The sequence below is a fragment of the Bacillus sp. EKM420B genome, from assembly GCF_011065565.1.
Classification (GTDB): domain Bacteria; phylum Bacillota; class Bacilli; order Bacillales; family Bacillaceae; genus Bacillus; species Bacillus velezensis.
Map to the genome: position 1 here is coordinate 621967 of NZ_JAAMNX010000001.1, position 17401 is coordinate 639367.

General features: G+C 46.4%; 23 protein-coding genes. 19 read left to right on the plus strand and 4 right to left on the minus strand.

What is annotated here, in order from left to right:
• Positions 1-885, plus strand: coding sequence for a cytochrome c oxidase assembly factor CtaG (gene ctaG, locus G9F48_RS03130; RefSeq protein ID WP_101536278.1), 885 nt, complete (start codon positions 1-3; stop codon positions 883-885).
• Positions 886-919: 34 nt separating this feature from the next.
• Here the strand turns inward: ctaG and G9F48_RS03135 are convergent, their stop codons facing one another.
• A complete protein-coding gene (locus G9F48_RS03135; protein ID WP_003154479.1) occupies positions 920-1279 on the minus strand; it encodes a YugN family protein in 360 nt (119 codons plus the stop codon).
• 140 nt (positions 1280-1419) lie between these two features.
• On the opposite strand from G9F48_RS03135, the gene G9F48_RS03140 reads away from it, so the two are divergent.
• The 8 genes from G9F48_RS03140 to coaD all read left to right on the plus strand — a co-directional run bounded on the left by G9F48_RS03140 (position 1420) and on the right by coaD (position 6009).
• Positions 1420-1863: a CBS domain-containing protein gene (locus G9F48_RS03140; RefSeq protein ID WP_003154478.1), complete on the plus strand. Its 444-nt coding sequence runs from the start codon at positions 1420-1422 to the stop codon at positions 1861-1863.
• Between the two features lie 84 nt (positions 1864-1947).
• Complete coding sequence (locus tag G9F48_RS03145; RefSeq protein WP_003154477.1) at positions 1948-2988, plus strand: CAP domain-containing protein; 1041 nt, start codon at positions 1948-1950, stop codon at positions 2986-2988.
• 163 nt (positions 2989-3151) lie between these two features.
• A complete protein-coding gene (locus tag G9F48_RS03150) occupies positions 3152-3562 on the plus strand; it encodes a YlbD family protein (RefSeq protein WP_071391875.1) in 411 nt (136 codons plus the stop codon).
• Between the two features lie 15 nt (positions 3563-3577).
• A complete protein-coding gene (locus G9F48_RS03155) occupies positions 3578-3817 on the plus strand; it encodes a YlbE-like family protein (protein WP_003154475.1) in 240 nt (79 codons plus the stop codon).
• Between the two features lie 70 nt (positions 3818-3887).
• Complete coding sequence (locus G9F48_RS03160) at positions 3888-4337, plus strand: YlbF family regulator (protein ID WP_003154472.1); 450 nt, start codon at positions 3888-3890, stop codon at positions 4335-4337.
• Positions 4338-4395: 58 nt separating this feature from the next.
• Positions 4396-4668 carry a YlbG family protein gene (locus tag G9F48_RS03165; protein WP_165409131.1) on the plus strand — a complete coding sequence of 91 codons (273 nt, stop codon included), beginning with the start codon at positions 4396-4398 and terminating at the stop codon, positions 4666-4668.
• Positions 4669-4967: 299 nt separating this feature from the next.
• A complete protein-coding gene (rsmD, locus tag G9F48_RS03170; RefSeq protein ID WP_007409693.1) occupies positions 4968-5522 on the plus strand; it encodes a 16S rRNA (guanine(966)-N(2))-methyltransferase RsmD in 555 nt (184 codons plus the stop codon).
• A gap of 4 nt (positions 5523-5526) precedes the next feature.
• Complete coding sequence (gene coaD, locus G9F48_RS03175; protein ID WP_014417707.1) at positions 5527-6009, plus strand: pantetheine-phosphate adenylyltransferase; 483 nt, start codon at positions 5527-5529, stop codon at positions 6007-6009.
• Between the two features lie 18 nt (positions 6010-6027).
• On the opposite strand, the gene ylbJ is transcribed toward coaD, so the two are convergent.
• Positions 6028-7254: a sporulation integral membrane protein YlbJ gene (gene ylbJ, locus G9F48_RS03180; RefSeq protein WP_165409019.1), complete on the minus strand. Its 1227-nt coding sequence runs from the start codon at positions 7252-7254 to the stop codon at positions 6028-6030.
• A 179-nt stretch (positions 7255-7433) separates the two neighbouring features.
• On the opposite strand from ylbJ, the gene G9F48_RS03185 reads away from it, so the two are divergent.
• Positions 7434-8213, plus strand: a complete 780-nt coding sequence (locus G9F48_RS03185; RefSeq protein ID WP_014304961.1) for a patatin family protein — start codon at positions 7434-7436, stop codon at positions 8211-8213.
• 5 nt (positions 8214-8218) lie between these two features.
• Entirely contained in the window at positions 8219-9241 is a 1023-nt protein-coding gene (locus G9F48_RS03190; RefSeq protein ID WP_003154464.1) for a SepM family pheromone-processing serine protease, read from the plus strand.
• A gap of 18 nt (positions 9242-9259) precedes the next feature.
• Here the strand turns inward: G9F48_RS03190 and G9F48_RS03195 are convergent, their stop codons facing one another.
• On the minus strand, positions 9260-10507 hold the full coding sequence (locus G9F48_RS03195; protein ID WP_165409020.1) for a nucleotidyltransferase: 1248 nt from the start codon (positions 10505-10507) through the stop codon (positions 9260-9262).
• Between the two features lie 208 nt (positions 10508-10715).
• On the opposite strand from G9F48_RS03195, the gene G9F48_RS03200 reads away from it, so the two are divergent.
• From G9F48_RS03200 to gerR, 3 genes are all read left to right on the plus strand, one after another.
• Entirely contained in the window at positions 10716-11234 is a 519-nt protein-coding gene (locus G9F48_RS03200; protein WP_003154459.1) for a YceD family protein, read from the plus strand.
• Positions 11235-11255: 21 nt separating this feature from the next.
• Entirely contained in the window at positions 11256-11435 is a 180-nt protein-coding gene (rpmF, locus tag G9F48_RS03205; RefSeq protein WP_003154457.1) for a 50S ribosomal protein L32, read from the plus strand.
• A 158-nt stretch (positions 11436-11593) separates the two neighbouring features.
• Positions 11594-12169: a sporulation-specific transcriptional regulator GerR gene (gene gerR, locus G9F48_RS03210; protein WP_003154450.1), complete on the plus strand. Its 576-nt coding sequence runs from the start codon at positions 11594-11596 to the stop codon at positions 12167-12169.
• Between the two features lie 40 nt (positions 12170-12209).
• On the opposite strand, the gene G9F48_RS03215 is transcribed toward gerR, so the two are convergent.
• Positions 12210-12692 carry an N-acetyltransferase gene (locus G9F48_RS03215; RefSeq protein WP_015388272.1) on the minus strand — a complete coding sequence of 161 codons (483 nt, stop codon included), beginning with the start codon at positions 12690-12692 and terminating at the stop codon, positions 12210-12212.
• Positions 12693-12854: 162 nt separating this feature from the next.
• On the opposite strand from G9F48_RS03215, the gene G9F48_RS03220 reads away from it, so the two are divergent.
• The 5 genes from G9F48_RS03220 to ftsL all read left to right on the plus strand — a co-directional run bounded on the left by G9F48_RS03220 (position 12855) and on the right by ftsL (position 17397).
• Positions 12855-13736, plus strand: coding sequence for a 2-dehydropantoate 2-reductase (locus G9F48_RS03220; RefSeq protein WP_238785797.1), 882 nt, complete (start codon positions 12855-12857; stop codon positions 13734-13736).
• 86 nt (positions 13737-13822) lie between these two features.
• Positions 13823-15442 carry a bacillithiol biosynthesis cysteine-adding enzyme BshC gene (bshC, locus tag G9F48_RS03225; protein ID WP_165409022.1) on the plus strand — a complete coding sequence of 540 codons (1620 nt, stop codon included), beginning with the start codon at positions 13823-13825 and terminating at the stop codon, positions 15440-15442.
• Between the two features lie 125 nt (positions 15443-15567).
• Entirely contained in the window at positions 15568-15999 is a 432-nt protein-coding gene (gene mraZ / locus G9F48_RS03230) for a division/cell wall cluster transcriptional repressor MraZ (RefSeq protein ID WP_013352164.1), read from the plus strand.
• Between the two features lie 69 nt (positions 16000-16068).
• A complete protein-coding gene (rsmH, locus tag G9F48_RS03235) occupies positions 16069-17004 on the plus strand; it encodes a 16S rRNA (cytosine(1402)-N(4))-methyltransferase RsmH (RefSeq protein ID WP_007409704.1) in 936 nt (311 codons plus the stop codon).
• A 39-nt stretch (positions 17005-17043) separates the two neighbouring features.
• Positions 17044-17397 carry a cell division protein FtsL gene (gene ftsL, locus G9F48_RS03240; protein ID WP_003154442.1) on the plus strand — a complete coding sequence of 118 codons (354 nt, stop codon included), beginning with the start codon at positions 17044-17046 and terminating at the stop codon, positions 17395-17397.
• The last annotated feature ends 4 nt before the right edge of the window (positions 17398-17401 follow it).

Genomic DNA, 17401 nt, shown 5'->3' on the forward strand with positions numbered 1-17401 from the left:
TTGATTAATTTGGAAATGTTCGGGTTTCGCGCAATGTGGAGCCCGTATCTGTTTTGTATAACTGCCGTGATAACAGGTGTTTACTTTTACTGGTGCAGCCGGCATGAAGGACGTGTGGCCGTTAAGGAGAAGGTGCTGTTTGTGCTTTCCGCGCTATTTTTTTACGCGGCTGCGGGAAGTCCGGTTGATTTATTGGGCCATGTGATGTTCAGCGCCCATATGGCGCAGATGGCGGTTCTGTTTTTAGTCGTACCGCCGCTGTTGATCTCCGGAATTCCCGGCTGGGCATGGAAAAAACTGATCTTCCGTCCTGTCGTAAAGCCGCTGTTTTCGTTTTTTTCAATGCCGCTTATCGCTTTAGTGCTGTTTAACGGTATTTTTTCGCTGTATCACATCCCGTTTATATTTGATTTCGTCAAAACGGATTCGCTGTATCACACGCTGATGAACGGACTCATCTTTGTAACGGCGTTTTTTATGTGGTGGCCGCTTGTGCATAAGGTGGACGGTCTGCCCCGTCTCAGCGGTTTAATGAAGCTGGGGTATATTATGGCAGACGGGATTTTGTTAACGCCGGCCTGCGCGCTCATTATGTTCAGCGGGGCGCCCATGTATGCCACGTATACAGATCCGGCAGCTTGGGCCGAAGCAATGAAGCTTTGCGTTCCTTTAGATTTGCTGGAGGAGATCCCTTTATCCGGACCGGAGATGTTTAACACGCTGCCTCCTCTGGAAGATCAGCAGCTTGGGGCAGTGCTGATGAAAATCATTCAAGAGGCGGTCTACGGAATATATTTGGCTGTCATCTTTTTTCAGTGGGTCAGAACGGAACGGGAAAAAGATACGCTGTCAGAGCCGCCGTATATCGAGCATACCGTCTCATAAAAAAAAGTACAGCAGAATATGCTGTACTTTTTTATTACATTTGCACTGTTTTTAATGACTCTTCCAATTCAAGCAGTAAAGCTTTGCTTTCAGCGACGACATGTTCCGGAAATTCTTCAGCGCTGCCGTATTCTACGCCGTGCGGATAATAATGCTTTCCTAAAAGAGGGGCCTTCAGCTGAATCACGGCCCGTCTGCCGCCGACATCGCCCTCTTTTGCCGTTCCTTGAATCCGCAGATAAAATGTCCCCTCAGGTACTGAAAACTTTTTGTCGTAAGTCACTCTTTCATAATCCCATTGTCCAGCCAGAATGAGCCCTTTACCTTCCATCAGATCATTCAAGCGGCTGAGCTCCGCTGTTACCCCTTCAAGACCGCTGTTTTCAAACTTCAAACCTTCCCCCTCCTTTTAAAAATGCCCTTTCCTGACAATCATAGTATGAAAGCGTTACACTTTCAATGATTCATACGGTGAAAGTATGCAAAAAGAAAAATTTGACGACAATAGTAGCAGAAAAAAGGAGGAATTCCGCAATGACAAAGATCAATAAGCTCATGACGTCAGACTTGCAATATTGTACAGTATTAGATAATGTATATGAAGCTGCGGTGAAGATGAAAGACGCGGATGTCGGCGCCATTCCGATAGTGGATGAAGACGGCGCCACACTTGTCGGGATCGTGACAGACAGAGATCTCGTATTACGGGGAATTGCTTCAAAAAAGCCGAACTCTCAAAAAATAACCGACGCAATGACAGAGCGGGTTATCAGTGCAGAAGAAGACGCCTCTGTGGAGGAGGTGCTCCATTTGATGGCTGAACATCAGCTCAGAAGAATTCCCGTCACAAGGGATAAAAAACTGGTCGGCATTGTTACGCTCGGCGATCTTTCGTTGGCCGAGCAATCAAATGAGCAAGCGGGCCGGGCGCTGTCTGACATTTCTGAAGACGGAGGTCCGGAGGGGTTTATCCATTAAACATAAATCACGGACGATGCAAATAGGCTGTACTGTATAAGAGTACACAAAAACAGAACGGTTTGATGATATGGGGGTGAGAGGTTGAAAAATATCGCAAGGGCTCTCGTTATCCTTTTGCTTATTTACGGAGCGTATGTTCTGTTTATACAATATGGATCGGCTCCTCAGAAAAAGACCAATCAGGAGGAGCCTCAGGTTTCCAATGAAGAAGAGAGCGGAAAACGGCTGAAAATGCCGTCATCCGGACTGCTTTCTCTCATGGGGAAATCTGCCGCCGATGTGAAAAAGAAACTTGGGGAACCGTCCCGGAAAGATCCTTCTGCCTACGATTACGAGTGGTGGGTGTACAACCAAGGGAAAGACCAATACGTACAAGTCGGTATTCTGAATGATAAAGCCGTGACTTTATACGCTTCGGGAAGCGGCATCAACGCAAAACCGTTTAAGATCGGCGAATCGACGGGCGAAGTTTTTAAAACGACGCAGGTTTCTCCTTTTGTCAATGTGACTGACAAGGGAAACACGTATCGGTTTGAGTTTTCCGAAGAAGATATCAATACCCGTCCCACCGTCAAGATAGGCGGAATGTATGTTCAGCTGTACATGGACAAATTTGACGGGAATCTGTCAAGCATCAGGGCTTTTGATGCGGAAACGCTTGTGAAACAAAGGCCGTATGAGGTCATGTACAGAGGAAAGCTGACAGAACCCGAACCAGTTTCTGATAAAAAATGGAATGACATTGAACGAGCGAGTGAACAGCAGATTCTCGACATTACAAATGTCATCCGCGTGAAACACGGACTGGCAAGGCTGAAATGGGACGAAGGCGCCGCGAAAGTGGCATTCGGCCACAGCAAGGACATGAAGGATAACAAGTATTTCTCTCACGTCTCAAAGAAATACGGGACTCTGAAGGACCGCTTGGAAAAAGGCGATGTGAAATACCGGGAGGCCGGTGAAAATATTGCCTATAACTATGTGGACGGTCCTGCAGCCGTGGAGGGCTGGCTGAACAGCGAAGGCCACAGGAAGGCGCTGTTAAGCCCGGATTATACGCACCTCGGTGTCGGCGTGGACCGGAAGTATTATACGCAAAACTTCATTAAGCCTTGGCAGTAAAAAACCGCAGAGGGACGCGTCCCCCGCGGTTTTTTATGTTTTTTCGCGAGCGGCGCTCCTGCTGAAAAAAATATACCTGCTTTTTTTCGCAATTTAGGCGAACATTAAGGCGCATGAACCGATACATTATAGCAGGCAAAACTTTTCGGAGGGGGTGAGAATTGTGGCGAATCAGCAATCACGGCAATCAATCGATGATTTTAAACAATTCGTAAAAAAGCATCCCAAACTGATCCAAAATGTTCGCAAGGAACAAAGAAGCTGGCAGGAAGTCTATGAAAACTGGGTTCTTCTGGGCGAGGATGATCCGATGTGGGACCCTTTTAAAGACGAGGCCGTTCAGCCTTCTTCCGACGCGGAAACCAAACAGGAACCAGCTGAAAAGAACGATTTCGTTTCAAAAATGGTCACTGCCGTCAAAAAGATGGATATCAACCAAATGAATGAGCAGATCAATAAAATGAGCCAGTCCATTTCATCATTGCAAAGCCTTTTAAGCCAATTTTCGGGGAGCAGCACGAAGCAGCCCCGGCAAGGCTCCGGACAACATCCTTTTTCATTCAGAAAGGATTAAAGAAGGGGATCGTGTATGCGAAAAGAGGTTCAGGAATTCATATCCGCAGATGAGGAACGGAAACGGTTTATACGGCAGCGTCCCGTCTGGTACCGCAGACTTGCGAGAAAACCGGACGATCTCAATTCCTTTCAGCTTGACATGATGAATTTTTATGAAAAGACGATACCGCATCGGGTAAGTCAATTCTCAAACGGGATTCAAATGGCGCAGATGATGATGCAGATGGTACACGCCATGCGTTCGCAGGATTAAAAAGCGTTTAAACGCCGCATTTTCCAATTGGGTGGTTTCATGGTAAACTAGCAACTGGAGGTGCGTATTTATGTATGCAACAATTGAGTCCGTCAAGCTTCAAAGTGAAGCGGAGCAGCTTGCCGGCATGATTCTGCAGTCTGAGACGGCTGAAAATTACCGCGATTGTTACAAGCGTCTCCGTGAAGATGAAGAGGCAGGGCGGATCATTCGTTCTTTTATGAGCGTTAAAGAGCAGTATGAGGATGTGCAGCGCTTTGGCAAATACCATCCTGATTATAGAGAGATTTCCCGCAAAATGAGAGAAATGAAGCGGGAGCTCGATTTAAACGATAAGGTGGCCGAATTTAAAAAAGCGGAGACTGAGCTTCAGTCGCTGCTTGACGAGATCAGCATTGAACTCGGAACGGCCGTCTCGGAGCATGTAAAAGTGCCGACGGGGAATCCTTATTTTGACGGCCTGTCATCCTGCGGCGGCGGCTGCGGTTCCGGCGGCGGCTGCGGATGCAAAGTTTCCTGACGAGACGGCCGTCTCGTCTTTTACATAAAATGAACAGAAAGTCAGGCGGGTGATCATGATGGAAAATAAGCGCCAAGGCATAATCGTATATCTGCATTCTTTAAAACACAGCAAAATGCTGAGAAAATTCGGCAACGTTCATTATGTTTCCAAGCGGCTGAAATACGTTGTGCTGTATTGCGATATGAACCTGATCGAAAAAACAATGGAAAAGATTTCTTCTTATTCTTATGTGAAGAAGGTAGAGCCTTCTTATAAACCTTTTTTAAAGCTGGAATTTGAGTCAAAGCTTGATAAAGCGAAAGAGTACGATTATAAAGTCGGCATATAAAAAAAATCCCCGCAGATACCTGCGGGGTCCTTCTATTCCTTAACAAGTTAAGGAGAAGGAAAAGGGAGAGGAGAAACCGGAGGAAGAACTTATGGGGAAACGTAAGTCTTCTCCGCGGTTGGCAACAACATCATTCATTGATGCTGTTACACGTAGTCTTGACAGGAATGTGAATATGTATACACGATTTCACGTTCATTGTTTGAAAGAATGCTTTATGATAAGATAGGGATTGTTTTGATACATAACGGCTCAGCCGATGAGAAACATCAAAGTTTTCAGAAAAAGTGGTGTGAATAATGAGAGTAATTTCCGGTTCAAGAAAAGGACGAGCCTTAAAGGCTGTGCCGGGCACATCAACAAGGCCGACGACGGATAAAGTAAAAGAGTCTATTTTTAATATGATCGGCCCGTATTTTGACGGAGGAACGGGGCTGGATTTGTTTGCGGGGAGCGGCGGTCTCGGGATTGAAGCGCTGTCGCGCGGATTTGACCGCTGTATCTTTGTGGATCGTGATTTCAAAGCCATCCAAACGGTAAAAGCAAATATCAAAGCGCTCGATCTGCTGTCTTCAGCGGAAGTATACCGCAATGATGCAGAGCGGGCCCTCTATGCCGCGGCGAAACGGGAAAAAGGTTTTGACGGAATTTTCTTAGATCCTCCGTATAAGGAACAAAAGCTGAAAGCGCTTATCGAAATGATTGATGAGCAGAACATGCTGAATGAAGACGGTTTTGTCGTAGCCGAGCATGATAAAGCCGTTGCGCTTCCTGAAGCCGTCGGCGCGCTTTCTGTAACAAGAAGGGAAATTTACGGGCTTACAGGAGTGACGATATACCGAAATAGGGGGTAATGATGTGGCAAGTATAGCTGTATGTCCCGGAAGTTTTGATCCCGTCACCTACGGACATCTGGACATTATCAGACGGGGGGCAAACGTGTTTGAGCAGGTGTACGTATGCGTGCTCAATAATTCTTCTAAGCAGCCGCTGTTTACAGTTGAGGAACGATGTGAGCTGTTAAGAGAAGTGACAAAAGACATACCGAATGTTACGGTCGAGACGTCACAGGGACTGTTAATCGACTATGCGAAAAAAAAGCGGGCGAAGGCGATTATCAGGGGGCTCAGAGCCGTTTCTGACTTCGAATATGAGATGCAGGGGACTTCCGTCAACCGCGTGCTCGACGAATCAATAGAAACTTTTTTTATGATGACGAACAATCAGTACTCTTTTTTAAGTTCAAGCATCGTAAAAGAAGTCGCAAAATATAACGGGCCTGTTTCAGAGTTTGTTCCTCCGGAAGTTGAACAGGCGCTGAAGCAGAAATTTAAAGGATGAGAAGCGCTGATAGGCGTCTCATCCTTTTTTTGTCCGTGCTGACAGCCTGTAGCAATAAATCAATGCGTATACGGCGAGAGCTGTCAGTGTGATGGCGGGACCGATTTCAACAAGTGTATTCCAACCGCTGACGGCAGCAGATCCCGCGTCCTGATCGCGGAAAGGGAGGAATACGGACTGGTAAGGTTCGTCCAACGCAAGGTAAAGCGGCTTCCACAGTAAGAGAATAAAGAGTGCGGCATAAATGCCCTGAAGGATACGCGCCGCGAAAAACGGTTTAAAGCGGATATCTGTTTCCGATAAAATGCCGGCTACCTGGGCCTGTACGGAAAGGCCGCTGAACCCGAGAATAAAACTCACAATCATGGCTTTCGGCAGCAAGGCGGCATCAGCTTCACTGACCAGCTTGCTCCCAAGTGTAATTTCAAACATTCCGCTGATAAGAGGGATGTCCAGATTTGCCGGAAGATGAAAAAGGGAAAGCAGCGCGTTTGTAAATACAGAAAGCACATCCATGACTTGTACGATTGATAATAACCGGCTGAAAACCGAAAACAATATAATAAAACCGCCCACCATCAGCAAGGTTTGTACAGAAGAGGTGACGGCGTCGCCCAAAATTTTTCCGAGCGGCCGCTTTTCCGAAAGCCGCGCCTTGTGGAGGGCCAGAAATGCTTCCCTCAGAGAAGGGAGAGCGATCGTCTTTTTACCGGTATACGCCGCTTCTTCTTTCCGTCCGTATGAACGCATCGTCAGGCCGACGGCGATGTTTCCGAGATAGTGAGCCGATGCCAGCAGAATGCCGAGAGACGCGTTATGAAAAAAGCCGACCGCCACAGCAGCGAATATAAATAACGGATTGGATGAATTGGTAAAAGAGACGAGGCGTTCAGCCTCTACTCTGGAGATTTGTTTATCCTGGCGCAGCCGTGCAGTCAGCTTCGCGCCGGCCGGATTGCCTGAAGCCATGCCCATAGCCAGTACAAATCCGCCGACCCCCGGCACTCTGAAAATGGGACGCATAAAGGGTTCGAGTAAAAGGCCGACAAATTTGACAATGCCGAATCCGATTAAAAGCTCAGATAGAATAAAAAACGGAAGCAATGAAGGAAAAACGACCTCCCACCACATGGAAAGACCGGTTTTGGAGGCTTCGAATGAGGCCTGAGGGTGTGAAATAACCGTCGCTGTCAAAAAAATGAAAAACAATGAAATCAAAAATGTATGAAACTTAGACAAATTCATTCTTACCTCCCCGATGCTAAAATTGCACACTGACATTTATATCATGATAAAATATAGAACAGACCTTAAAGGCGGCCGGGCAAGTACCTATTTGTCATCCTGTACTAATATACGAGCATAGGGGTTCAATTTAGACCATAGAATTCATGTATAGGATGTCTATTAGGGGGTTCGTCGCGTTGGCCAAACCTACAATCGGGTTAGCGTTAGGTTCGGGAGGGGCAAGAGGCATCGCTCATCTCGGAGTGTTATCCAGTTTACATAAGCATCAGATTCCAATTGATATGATTGCCGGCAGCAGCATGGGAGCATTAGTCGGAAGCTTTTATGCGGCCGGGCATGACGTGGCTACGATGAAAAAAGTCGCCAAAGCATTTAAGCGGCGGCTGTACGCGGATTATACGATGCCGAGGCTCGGATTTTTAAAAGGAGACCGCATCAGGCAGCTTGTTCATGCCTATACGTACGGCAAGCCGATAGAAGAACTGCGGATCCCGCTCGGCATCGTGGCCTGCGACCTTCAGACCGGCGAAAAACTCGTTTTTACGAAAGGTTCAGTGTCCGAAGCCGTCCGCGCGAGCATCAGCATACCGGGCGTTTTCGTCCCGCAAAAAATGAACGGACGTATGTTAGTCGACGGCGCGGTGGTTGACAGAATCCCGGTTTCCGCCGTAAAAGATATGGGTGCTGATATCGTCATCGCCTCTGACGTATCCCGAGTGAAAAAAACGGAAAAAGCGGCACATATTTTTGATGTAATCATGCAAAGTATGGATATACTGCAAAATGAATTGGTCCGTCACCAGACCATTGCCGCAGACGTCATGATCCGCCCTTCTCTTGAATCATTCAGCTCAAGTTCTTTTGCCAACATTGATCATATGATCACAGCGGGCGAAGAAGCCGCAGACCGGATGATCGGCCGGATTAAACAAGAAATAGAGAACTGGGAGGGCTAACTCATATGAAAGCAAAACATTTTCGCTGGGTGTTTATCATCCTGATCTTATTAATTGCTGTTACATTTATTAAGCTTCCGTATTACATTACACAGCCGGGAGAAGCATCAGAGCTGAGACCGCTGATTAAGGTGGACGGAGGCTATCCTGAAAAAGGAAGCCTTTCCTTGATGACTGTCAAAGTAGGCCCCGCCAATCCGTATACATATCTTTGGGCGAAAGTGCATCCTTACGATGAAATCGTCCCTGATGAAAGCATAAAAGAAGAGGGCGAATCGGACTCGGATTATATGAAGCGCCAGCTGCAAATGATGAAAAGCTCCCAAGAAAACGCGGTCATTGCCGCTTATCAAAAAGCCGGGAAACAGGTGAAATACTCATTTAACGGGATTTTCGCCAGCTCAGTCGTCTCTGACATGCCGGCAAAAGGAAAAATAGAGGTCGGTGATAAAATCATCAGCGCGGACGGGAAAACATACGAATCCGCTGAAAAGCTGATTGATTATATCAGCAGCAAAAAAGCGGGGGAAAAAGTAACGTTTCACATTGAACGGGACACGAAAGAAAAGACAGTTGACATTGTGCTGAAATCATTCCCGGACGACCCGAAAAGAGCGGGAATCGGCGTCGCGTTATATACGGACCGGAACGTGAAAGTGAAGCCGGATCTCCATTTCAGCATTGAAAACATCGGCGGGCCTTCTGCGGGTCTCATGATGTCTTTAGAAATTTACAACCAGCTGACAAAACCTGACGAAACAAAAGGCTATAATATAGCCGGAACGGGGACAATCGACGTGGACGGCAAGGTCGGACCGATCGGCGGAATCGATCAGAAAGTCGTCGCCGCAGACAAAGCGGGAAAAGATATTTTCTTTGCGCCGAATCAAAACGGAGCTGAAAATTCTGATTACAAAAATGCGGTAAAAACGGCGAAAGCAATCAAGTCCGATATGAAGATCGTCCCTGTCGACACCATGCAGGACGCACTTGACTATTTGGATCAGCTGAAAGTAAAAAGCACCTGATACAGGCAGGTGCTTTTTTTACGCATTCAAAAAACGCTGTTCGTCTTCATCATAGCGGATCGGCGCTTGTGAAAATTCCTGTTTCTCAAACAATGTGCGTTCAGGTTCTTTTATCGGCAGGCTGTAAACCCGTCCCGCCAGTATGTCCAGATCCAGAGCGGGATGAGAGAAAGAAGAGAGCTTGCTGACGAGAGGTGCGGTAAGCTCTTTTTTCTTTGCCGACAGGTACGCCTGTCCTTTTTTTGTCATTCCGAGAAGACGGATATAAGGAGCGCTTGAAGGCTGTAAGAGCCGATGCATGTCCTCCTTTTTCGTCCGTGTCAGAATGTGCGTGTTCATCCGCTGCAGCCTCGTCCATGTGTATCGTTTTGTTTTCAATCGTTCCATCATTTCGCGATAGGATCGGGCTTGTCTGATGGTGCGCAAAATTCTGTGCTCAAGGCCTTCTTCCACTTCGTAGATTCGGCTCAATTCTTCAGCGGACAGAGTGCTGAGGCTGTATTTTACATATGTAAAATAGTCTTCCGTGCTGTGCCATATCCCGTATGAATTTCTGTATGCCTCCAGCTCACGCGCAGACGCTTCCGGGAGAAAGCTCCTTGCGGCCGCCGTTCCTTTTTCTATCAGCGCTTTCCGGATGCTTGTTGCGCTGGCTATCCGGCTGTTATCTCCGGGAAGCTCGGCGTCATGATACTGGGAAGCGATTCTGGCTGTCGTATAAGGCTTCATAGCGGAACCGAAGGCGTGTATCGCTCTAACGTAGTGAAAACCGAGAATATTGTTCGGCCTGGACAAATCGAGCATGTCCCGCCCTTTGAATATGTGTGAAAAAGCTTTTGAGGCGGCGGCCGGATAGCTGAGACCCTTTTTCAGCTCCTCTTTCAGAATCAGGCTGCAGTCGTCTTCTTTTCGGCTGAACGCTTCAGACGCTTCAATAAAGGGTTCGATCCTCCCGTTTTCGCTGCCGAAAAACAAGCTGCTGCATCCTAAATGATGAAGAAGCGAAACGCTGCCGCGCGCGAATAATTCCGCTTTTTGTACGGCATACATATAAGGGAGCTCAATGACGATATCCACGCCGTTTTCCAGCGCCATTTTTGTCCGGGCCCACTTTGAGACGGCGGCCGGTTCCCCGCGCTGCAAAAAAGGGCCGCTCATCACCGCCGCCGCGACGCTGCTGTCCGTTTTGATTTTTGCTTGTTCCGCATGATAGCGGTGTCCGTTATGAAAGGGATTATATTCAACAACCAGGCCGACTGCTTTCATATTTGTCCCGCCTTTCTTGCTATGTTTTGCTTCGTGTGGTACATTTGCAAATGAAGTGCATATTTTAGTCCGTTTCGTTTAGTGTATGCATAGCCTATCCGGCTGTCAACGATTGCATGACGGCGGCATTATGCTGTAAAGAAAAAATATTGACAAAAACATTCTGAAAAGCTATAATCATGTTTGTTGCTTTCCTGAGGTGATACAAATGAAATGGACGATTTATCAGCTTCATCAAATGGCGAAAAAGAGCTTTGAATTTGATGAAACAGTTGAGTTAAATGAGCTGACAAAATTGAATTCTGACATCCGCCGCATTTCTCCCGTCCGGGTGAAGGGTCGCGCGGAGATTGAATCCAAGCAAGTTTCGTTTGACTTTACGATTTCAGGCGAAATGGTTTTGCCGTGCTCAAGAACTTTAGTTGATGTGCCGTATCCATTTACAATCGCGACAAAAGAACTGTTTAGATTTCATAAGTCGGATGATATAGAAGATGAGGACGTTCATATTGCTGAAGACGATATCGTTGACTTAACTCCGATCGTAAAAGAAGAGATTCTTTTAGAAATTCCTATGCAAGTCTTTTGTGAAACTGAACAAAAAGAAGGAGCCGCTCCCCAAGTGGGGAAGGATTGGCAAGTGATTTCTGAGGAAGACAAGAAAAATCAAATCGACCCCAGACTTGCGGATCTGAAAAAGCTCTTAACACAAGATGATGAATCTTAACTCTTTAAGGAGGTGGGAATAATGGCTGTACCTTTTAGAAGAACTTCTAAAATGAAAAAAAGATTGCGCCGTACACATTTCAAACTAAATGTACCTGGTATGACAGAATGCCCGTCATGCGGAGAGATGAAATTGTCTCACCGTGTATGTAAAGCATGCGGATCATACAACGGCAAAGACATAAATGTTAAAAGCAATTAATGTATGAAGAAAAGCGCGGGAATCTTGGTTCCTGCGCTTTTCTTTTTTTTTGCCCCTCCGGCCTGCTTCCGCCGAAAAAATTGTGAGCGCCAGTAGTCTATCTAATCTATCAGCGGCATATGTATGAGGTAAATGAGCAAATATGGAGGGAGATACGATTGACGATAACGAGACAAGACGCTTGGACGCAAGATGAAGATTTGCTGCTGGCCGAAGTGGTGCTCAGGCATATTCGGGAAGGCGGGACCCAGCTTTCCGCTTTTGAAGAAGTCGGCAGAGCGCTGACGAGAACGGCTGCCGCCTGCGGGTTCAGATGGAATTCTTATGTCAGAAAACAATATCAGTCAGGGATAGAACTGGCGAAAAAACAGCGGAAGGAATTAAGAAAGCAGATCGGGGTGCATTCCGCCAATCTGCCGGGAACCGTCAAACAGCCTCCGATCCGCAGGGCGGAAGGAGAAAAAGAGCTGTCCATTGATGATGTCATTTTGTTTCTTCAGCAATTTAAAGAGTCGCCGGCCGCAGCGGATGTTCGTCATGAAAAAGAAAAACTCACAGAACAGCTGACCGCGCTGCAAAAAGAAGTCGAGGATCTGCGTGAGGAAAATGAAAGCTTGAGAAACAAGCTGGAGATGACGGAAGAAGATTATAAAGCGTTAATTGACATTATGGACAGAGCGAGAAGGATGGTCAATTCAAAAGAAGACGACAGGAAATCGGCGCAGAGCCTGTAAAATGAACCGGCCTGAGGGCGGCGGCCCGGCCGGTTTTTTATTATGCCGTTTCTCCGGATGTCATTTCACCGTCCATATCGGGATGCCAGATGTAAGGATTTTCTCCTTTATCACGCGCCATATCATATTTAACGGGCTCAAAATTCATCTTATCCCAGAATTCTGCTGATTTCATGCGTGAATTTGTCCTGATCGGCATTCTGAAAGATTTTGCAAAATCAACAAGCGCTTTTCCGTATCCGTTGTTTTGATAGCCCGGAAGAACCTCAAGCTTCCACAGTTCCAAAAAGTCCTGACGCTGATCAAAATACGGATTCGCGCCTCCGTTTACCTGATATAAACTCATTCTCGCCACTAGTTTATCCCCGAAGTAAATCCCGTAAAAAGGCGAGGTGCTGTCATTTTCAATGATATTATCCTGAAGATCTTCAAGCATCGACAGCTCCTGCATCCCGTATTCCTTAAACCTTTTAAATTCTTCGAGTGTCTTAAAGTTGATGAGCAGGCGCTCTATTTTCAACACAAACTCCCCCTTTGTTGTGTTCTACCATTATTGTAAACGCTTTAATTGAAAATTCCAACTATAATATGCTTGCCTGTCTTTTTGCTCAAAACGAAATTGAAGTAATTTGCGGCGGCTTCTGCTATGATAATATGGAAAAATGCAGATATAGGGTGTGACAGTGTGAAAATCGGAATTATCGGCGGCGGAGCGGTAGGTCTTTTATGTGCTTACTACTTATCGTCCCGCCATCAGGTAACGGTCATTACGCGGCGGACGGAACAGGCTGATGCGATTAACTCAGGCGGTATCCGGCTTTTGAAAGACGGAATAGAATGTACGGCGGCATGCAGAGCGCAAACCGGCCTCACTTCCGGATTCGACCTCTTAATCGCAGCCGTTAAACAGCACCAGCTCAGTGCTGTGCTGCGGGATCTTGAGACGATAAAAGGGACGAATGTGCTGTTTTTGCAAAACGGCATGGGACACATACACGACATTAAAGATTGGCATACGGATCATTCGCTTTATGCCGGCACTGTTGAGCACGGAGCAAAAAAGATATCGGATCATGCCGTTGAACATACGGGAGCGGGAGCCGTAAGATGGAGTGTATTCAGCGCATCCCGGCCGGAAATGCTCAAAAGCATCTTTTCCGGCATGCACCGGGATTTTCCCGTATATGATGAAAACGACTGGTATCGGCTTTTAACGGGAAAACTGATCATCAATGTATGCATCAACCCGTTAACTGCATTGCTGCGCGTGAAAAACGGAGAGCTGTTAAGAAATGACGCTTACAAAAAATATATGAGAAACGTGTTTGAAGAAGCGGAGACAATACTTGGCCTCGCCGATAGAGAAAAAGCGTGGAACAAGGTTTGCGAAGTTTGCAGACTGACGGAAAAAAATCATTCTTCCATGCTCGTCGATATCATGGCAGGCAGGCGGACAGAGGCCGATGCGATTATCGGCTACCTTGTAAAAGAAGCGGAAAGCCGAGGATTGCCGGCCGTTCATCTCACGTTTTTACACCGCAGCATAAAAGCGTTAGAAAGAAATTGAAACAAAGTCTTTTGAGGTTTTCCGGTAACATGCTATACTCATTTCGGAAACCTAACTATTTATTGGAGAAAGGAAGTTCCAGACAGATGCAGCTAACTGAACTTTCCATCAAAAGTCAAAATAAGTTTGTGCAGCACTATATAGATGGAGAAAACATGTCTTCATTTTTTGATTATGATATTCATTCAGAGGACGTATGGCAAAAGCGGCTCCATGACTTGTCTTCGCGGCCGTTTGCCAGAGAGGAATTAGCGGATTATTTATCCTCCTATCACGAAAAATTTCACTCCGCCGCCATGCAGGCCTCCATCGAAAAACTGAGAGATCCAAAAAGCGCAGCGGTTGTAGGCGGCCAGCAGGCCGGTCTTTTAACGGGGCCTCTTTACACCATACATAAAATTATCTCCATTATCGTACTTGCCAGACAGCAGGAAGAGGCGTTACAGATTCCTGTCGTTCCGATTTTCTGGGTGGCGGGTGAAGATCACGATCTGGAAGAAATCAATTTTGTGCATACGTCAACAGAGAATAAAGGTCCGGTGAAACAGAAACTGCCGCAGTCGTACTGGAAAAAAACATCGGCGGCTAAAACCGAGCTTGATCAGGAAAAATGCGCGGCTTGGATTGATGAAGTGTTCGCTGCTTTTGAGGAAACGGATCACACAAACACACTCCTTCAAAACGTGAAGCGATGTTTACGCTCATCAGAGACGTTCACGGACTTTTTTGAGCTGTTGATCGCCGACTTGTTTCAAGAAGAAGGCCTTATTCTGATGAATTCGGGAGATCCGGGGATTAAAAAGCTGGAAACGGGTATGTTTCAGCAGATTTTAAAACACAATCACGAGCTTGCCAAAGCCGTGTCAGACCAGCAGCGTCTTATGCGGGAAGCCGGTTATCAACCGATTATTGAATCGGACAAAGATCAGGCTAATCTGTTTTACGAACACGAGGGAGAGCGTTTCTTAATTGAAAAAGAAAACGGCGTTTTTGTCATTAAGGAGCTTGACCTGAAGTGGACGAACGACGAGCTTCATACTCATATGGAAGAAAAACCGGAATGTTTCAGCAATAACGTTGTGACAAGGCCGCTTATGCAGGAGTTTCTCATTCCGACTCTGGCGTTTATCGCGGGACCGGGGGAGATCAATTATTGGGGTGAGCTGAAGCAGGCTTTCTCATTAATGGGCTTCCGCATGACGCCGGTAGTGCCGAGACTGAACATTACGATTCTTGAGCGCCATATTGAAAAGAAGCTTTCAGAACGGAATATTCCGCTTCAGGAAGCGATTGAACACGGCACCGGACACCTGAAAGACGCTTATTTTGAAGAGCAGATTCCGGAAGAGTTTTCTTCTGTAATGGAACAGACGAAGTCGCAGATTGAAGCCGTCCATAAAAGCGCAAGGAACGAAGCGCTGAAGGTCGATTCAAGCCTTGAGCCGCTCTTACAAAAGAATGCCGCCTTCATTCAGGATCAGCTCTTGTTTTTAGAACGGACGGTAACGAAAAGAATTGAAGAAAAAGAAGGTTTTGTGCTGCGTGACTATGAAAGAATCCAAAACAGCATCAGACCGCTCGGCGCTCCGCAGGAACGGATTTGGAATGTGATGTATTATCTGAACCGCTACGGTCCAAAATTCTTCACAACCTTCAAACATCTGCCATTTTCTTTTCAAAACCAACATCAGATTGTCAAACTTTGAAATAAAGTTTTAAAGAACCCTGAATAGTTCAGGGTTTTTTTTTATGTGTAAACAGTGTAAAATGAGGTTGTGGAGAGAAGTGGCGGATGGTGGTGAGTTTAGGAGGGAAAGTGGGGGTCCTTATCATGTTTATGGGTGAATACCAGCATACAATTGATGCAAAGGGCCGCATGATCGTACCCGCAAAATTCAGAGAAGGCCTCGGTGAGCAGTTTGTGCTGACAAGAGGACTTGACCAATGCCTTTTCGGCTATCCGATGAATGAATGGAAGCTGATTGAAGAAAAGCTGAAGGCTCTGCCGCTCACCAAAAAAGACGCCCGCGCATTTACCCGATTCTTTTTTTCCGGTGCGACCGAATGCGAACTGGACAAGCAGGGAAGGGTTAATATTGCGTCATCTCTTCTGAATTACGCAAAACTGGAAAAAGAATGTGTTGTCATCGGGGTTTCCAATCGAATTGAATTGTGGAGTAAGGTAATATGGGAACAATACACAGAAGAGCAAGAAGATTCATTCGCTGAAATTGCTGAAAACATGATTGGATTTGATATATAATGGATCTTCGTGCATCACAACAACAACTGACAATTCAATTCATTCCTGATAAAGGTGGGACCGACACAAATGTTTCAGCATAAGACAGTACTTCTTCGTGAAACCGTCGACGGTTTAAATATCAAACCGGACGGAACCTATGTGGACTGCACCCTTGGCGGCGCCGGGCACAGTACATATTTATTGCAGCAATTATCGGAAAAAGGACGTTTGATCGCCTTTGACCAAGATGACACGGCACTTGAAAACGCAAAGAAAACATTGTCCGAATACAAAGGACAGCTCATTCTGGTAAAAAGCAACTTTCGTTATTTAAAAGAGTGTTTACATGAACACGGCATTACGAGTGTCGACGGAATTTTATTTGATTTAGGAGTATCCTCTCCGCAGCTTGATACACCGGAACGGGGATTCAGTTATCATCATGACGCACCGCTGGACATGAGGATGGACCAGTCGGCCGCCCTTACGGCGAAAGAAGTCGTAAATGAATGGCGGTATGAGGACCTTGTGAGGATTTTCTTTAAATACGGAGAAGAAAAATTCAGCAAGCAGATCGCCCGGAAAATTGAAGAGGCAAGAGAAAAATCGCCTATTCAAACAACCGGCCAACTGGTCGATCTAATAAAGGACGCGATACCGGCTCCGGCAAGAAGAAGCGGAGGTCATCCGGCCAAACGTGTATTCCAAGCCATTCGAATCGCCGTAAACGACGAGCTTCAAGTATTTGAAGAGGCCCTCTTGCAAGCGATAGAGGTGCTGAAGCCGGGCGGAAGGGTGTCTGTGATCACTTTTCACTCGCTGGAAGACAGAATGTGCAAGACGACATTCAAGGAAAAATCATCACTTCCCGAACTGCCTCCGGGTCTTCCCGTGATACCGGAAGAATTTGAACCGGAATTAAAACTGATTACGAGAAAGCCCATTACGGCATCAAAAGAGGAGCTTGAAGAAAATAACCGCGCCCGGTCAGCGAAGCTCCGCATCGCGGAGAAACGAAAATAACGGGCAGCAAATGACAACATTAAAGGAGGTCATCAGCCTATGAGCAACTTAGCTTACCAGCAGGAAAAACAACAACGGCCAGTGATAAGTCCCGAAAAAAAGGTGATTGTCAAAAAGAGGGCTTCCATTACACTCGGGGAAAAGGTGCTGCTCGTCCTGTTTGCCATTGCCGTTCTCTCCACTTCAATGTTTATCGTATCAAAGGCATACGCGGCGTACCAATCCAATATTGAGGTGCAAAAACTGGAGGAGAAAGTATCTGAGAAGAATAAGCAGATCGGTGATCTCGAAAAGACGGCGGCTGACTTAAGCCAGCCGCAGCGCCTGATGGATATCGCTAAAAAGCACGGTTTGAATCTGAAAGATAAAAAAGTGAAAAACATACAGGAATGATAAC

Coding starts and splice junctions, on each gene's coding strand:
- G9F48_RS03140 (WP_003154478.1), top strand. CDS start 1,420: ATGACAAAGATCAATAAGCTCATGACGTCAGACTTGCAATATTGTACA.
- G9F48_RS03155 (WP_003154475.1), top strand. CDS start 3,578: ATGCGAAAAGAGGTTCAGGAATTCATATCCGCAGATGAGGAACGGAAA.
- G9F48_RS03160 (WP_003154472.1), top strand. CDS start 3,888: ATGTATGCAACAATTGAGTCCGTCAAGCTTCAAAGTGAAGCGGAGCAG.
- G9F48_RS03165 (WP_165409131.1), top strand. CDS start 4,396: ATGGAAAATAAGCGCCAAGGCATAATCGTATATCTGCATTCTTTAAAA.
- rsmD (WP_007409693.1), top strand. CDS start 4,968: ATGAGAGTAATTTCCGGTTCAAGAAAAGGACGAGCCTTAAAGGCTGTG.
- ylbJ (WP_165409019.1), bottom strand. CDS start 7,254: ATGAATTTGTCTAAGTTTCATACATTTTTGATTTCATTGTTTTTCATT.
- G9F48_RS03190 (WP_003154464.1), top strand. CDS start 8,219: ATGAAAGCAAAACATTTTCGCTGGGTGTTTATCATCCTGATCTTATTA.
- G9F48_RS03195 (WP_165409020.1), bottom strand. CDS start 10,507: ATGAAAGCAGTCGGCCTGGTTGTTGAATATAATCCCTTTCATAACGGA.
- G9F48_RS03200 (WP_003154459.1), top strand. CDS start 10,716: ATGAAATGGACGATTTATCAGCTTCATCAAATGGCGAAAAAGAGCTTT.
- rpmF (WP_003154457.1), top strand. CDS start 11,256: ATGGCTGTACCTTTTAGAAGAACTTCTAAAATGAAAAAAAGATTGCGC.
- bshC (WP_165409022.1), top strand. CDS start 13,823: ATGCAGCTAACTGAACTTTCCATCAAAAGTCAAAATAAGTTTGTGCAG.
- mraZ (WP_013352164.1), top strand. CDS start 15,568: ATGTTTATGGGTGAATACCAGCATACAATTGATGCAAAGGGCCGCATG.
- rsmH (WP_007409704.1), top strand. CDS start 16,069: ATGTTTCAGCATAAGACAGTACTTCTTCGTGAAACCGTCGACGGTTTA.
- ftsL (WP_003154442.1), top strand. CDS start 17,044: ATGAGCAACTTAGCTTACCAGCAGGAAAAACAACAACGGCCAGTGATA.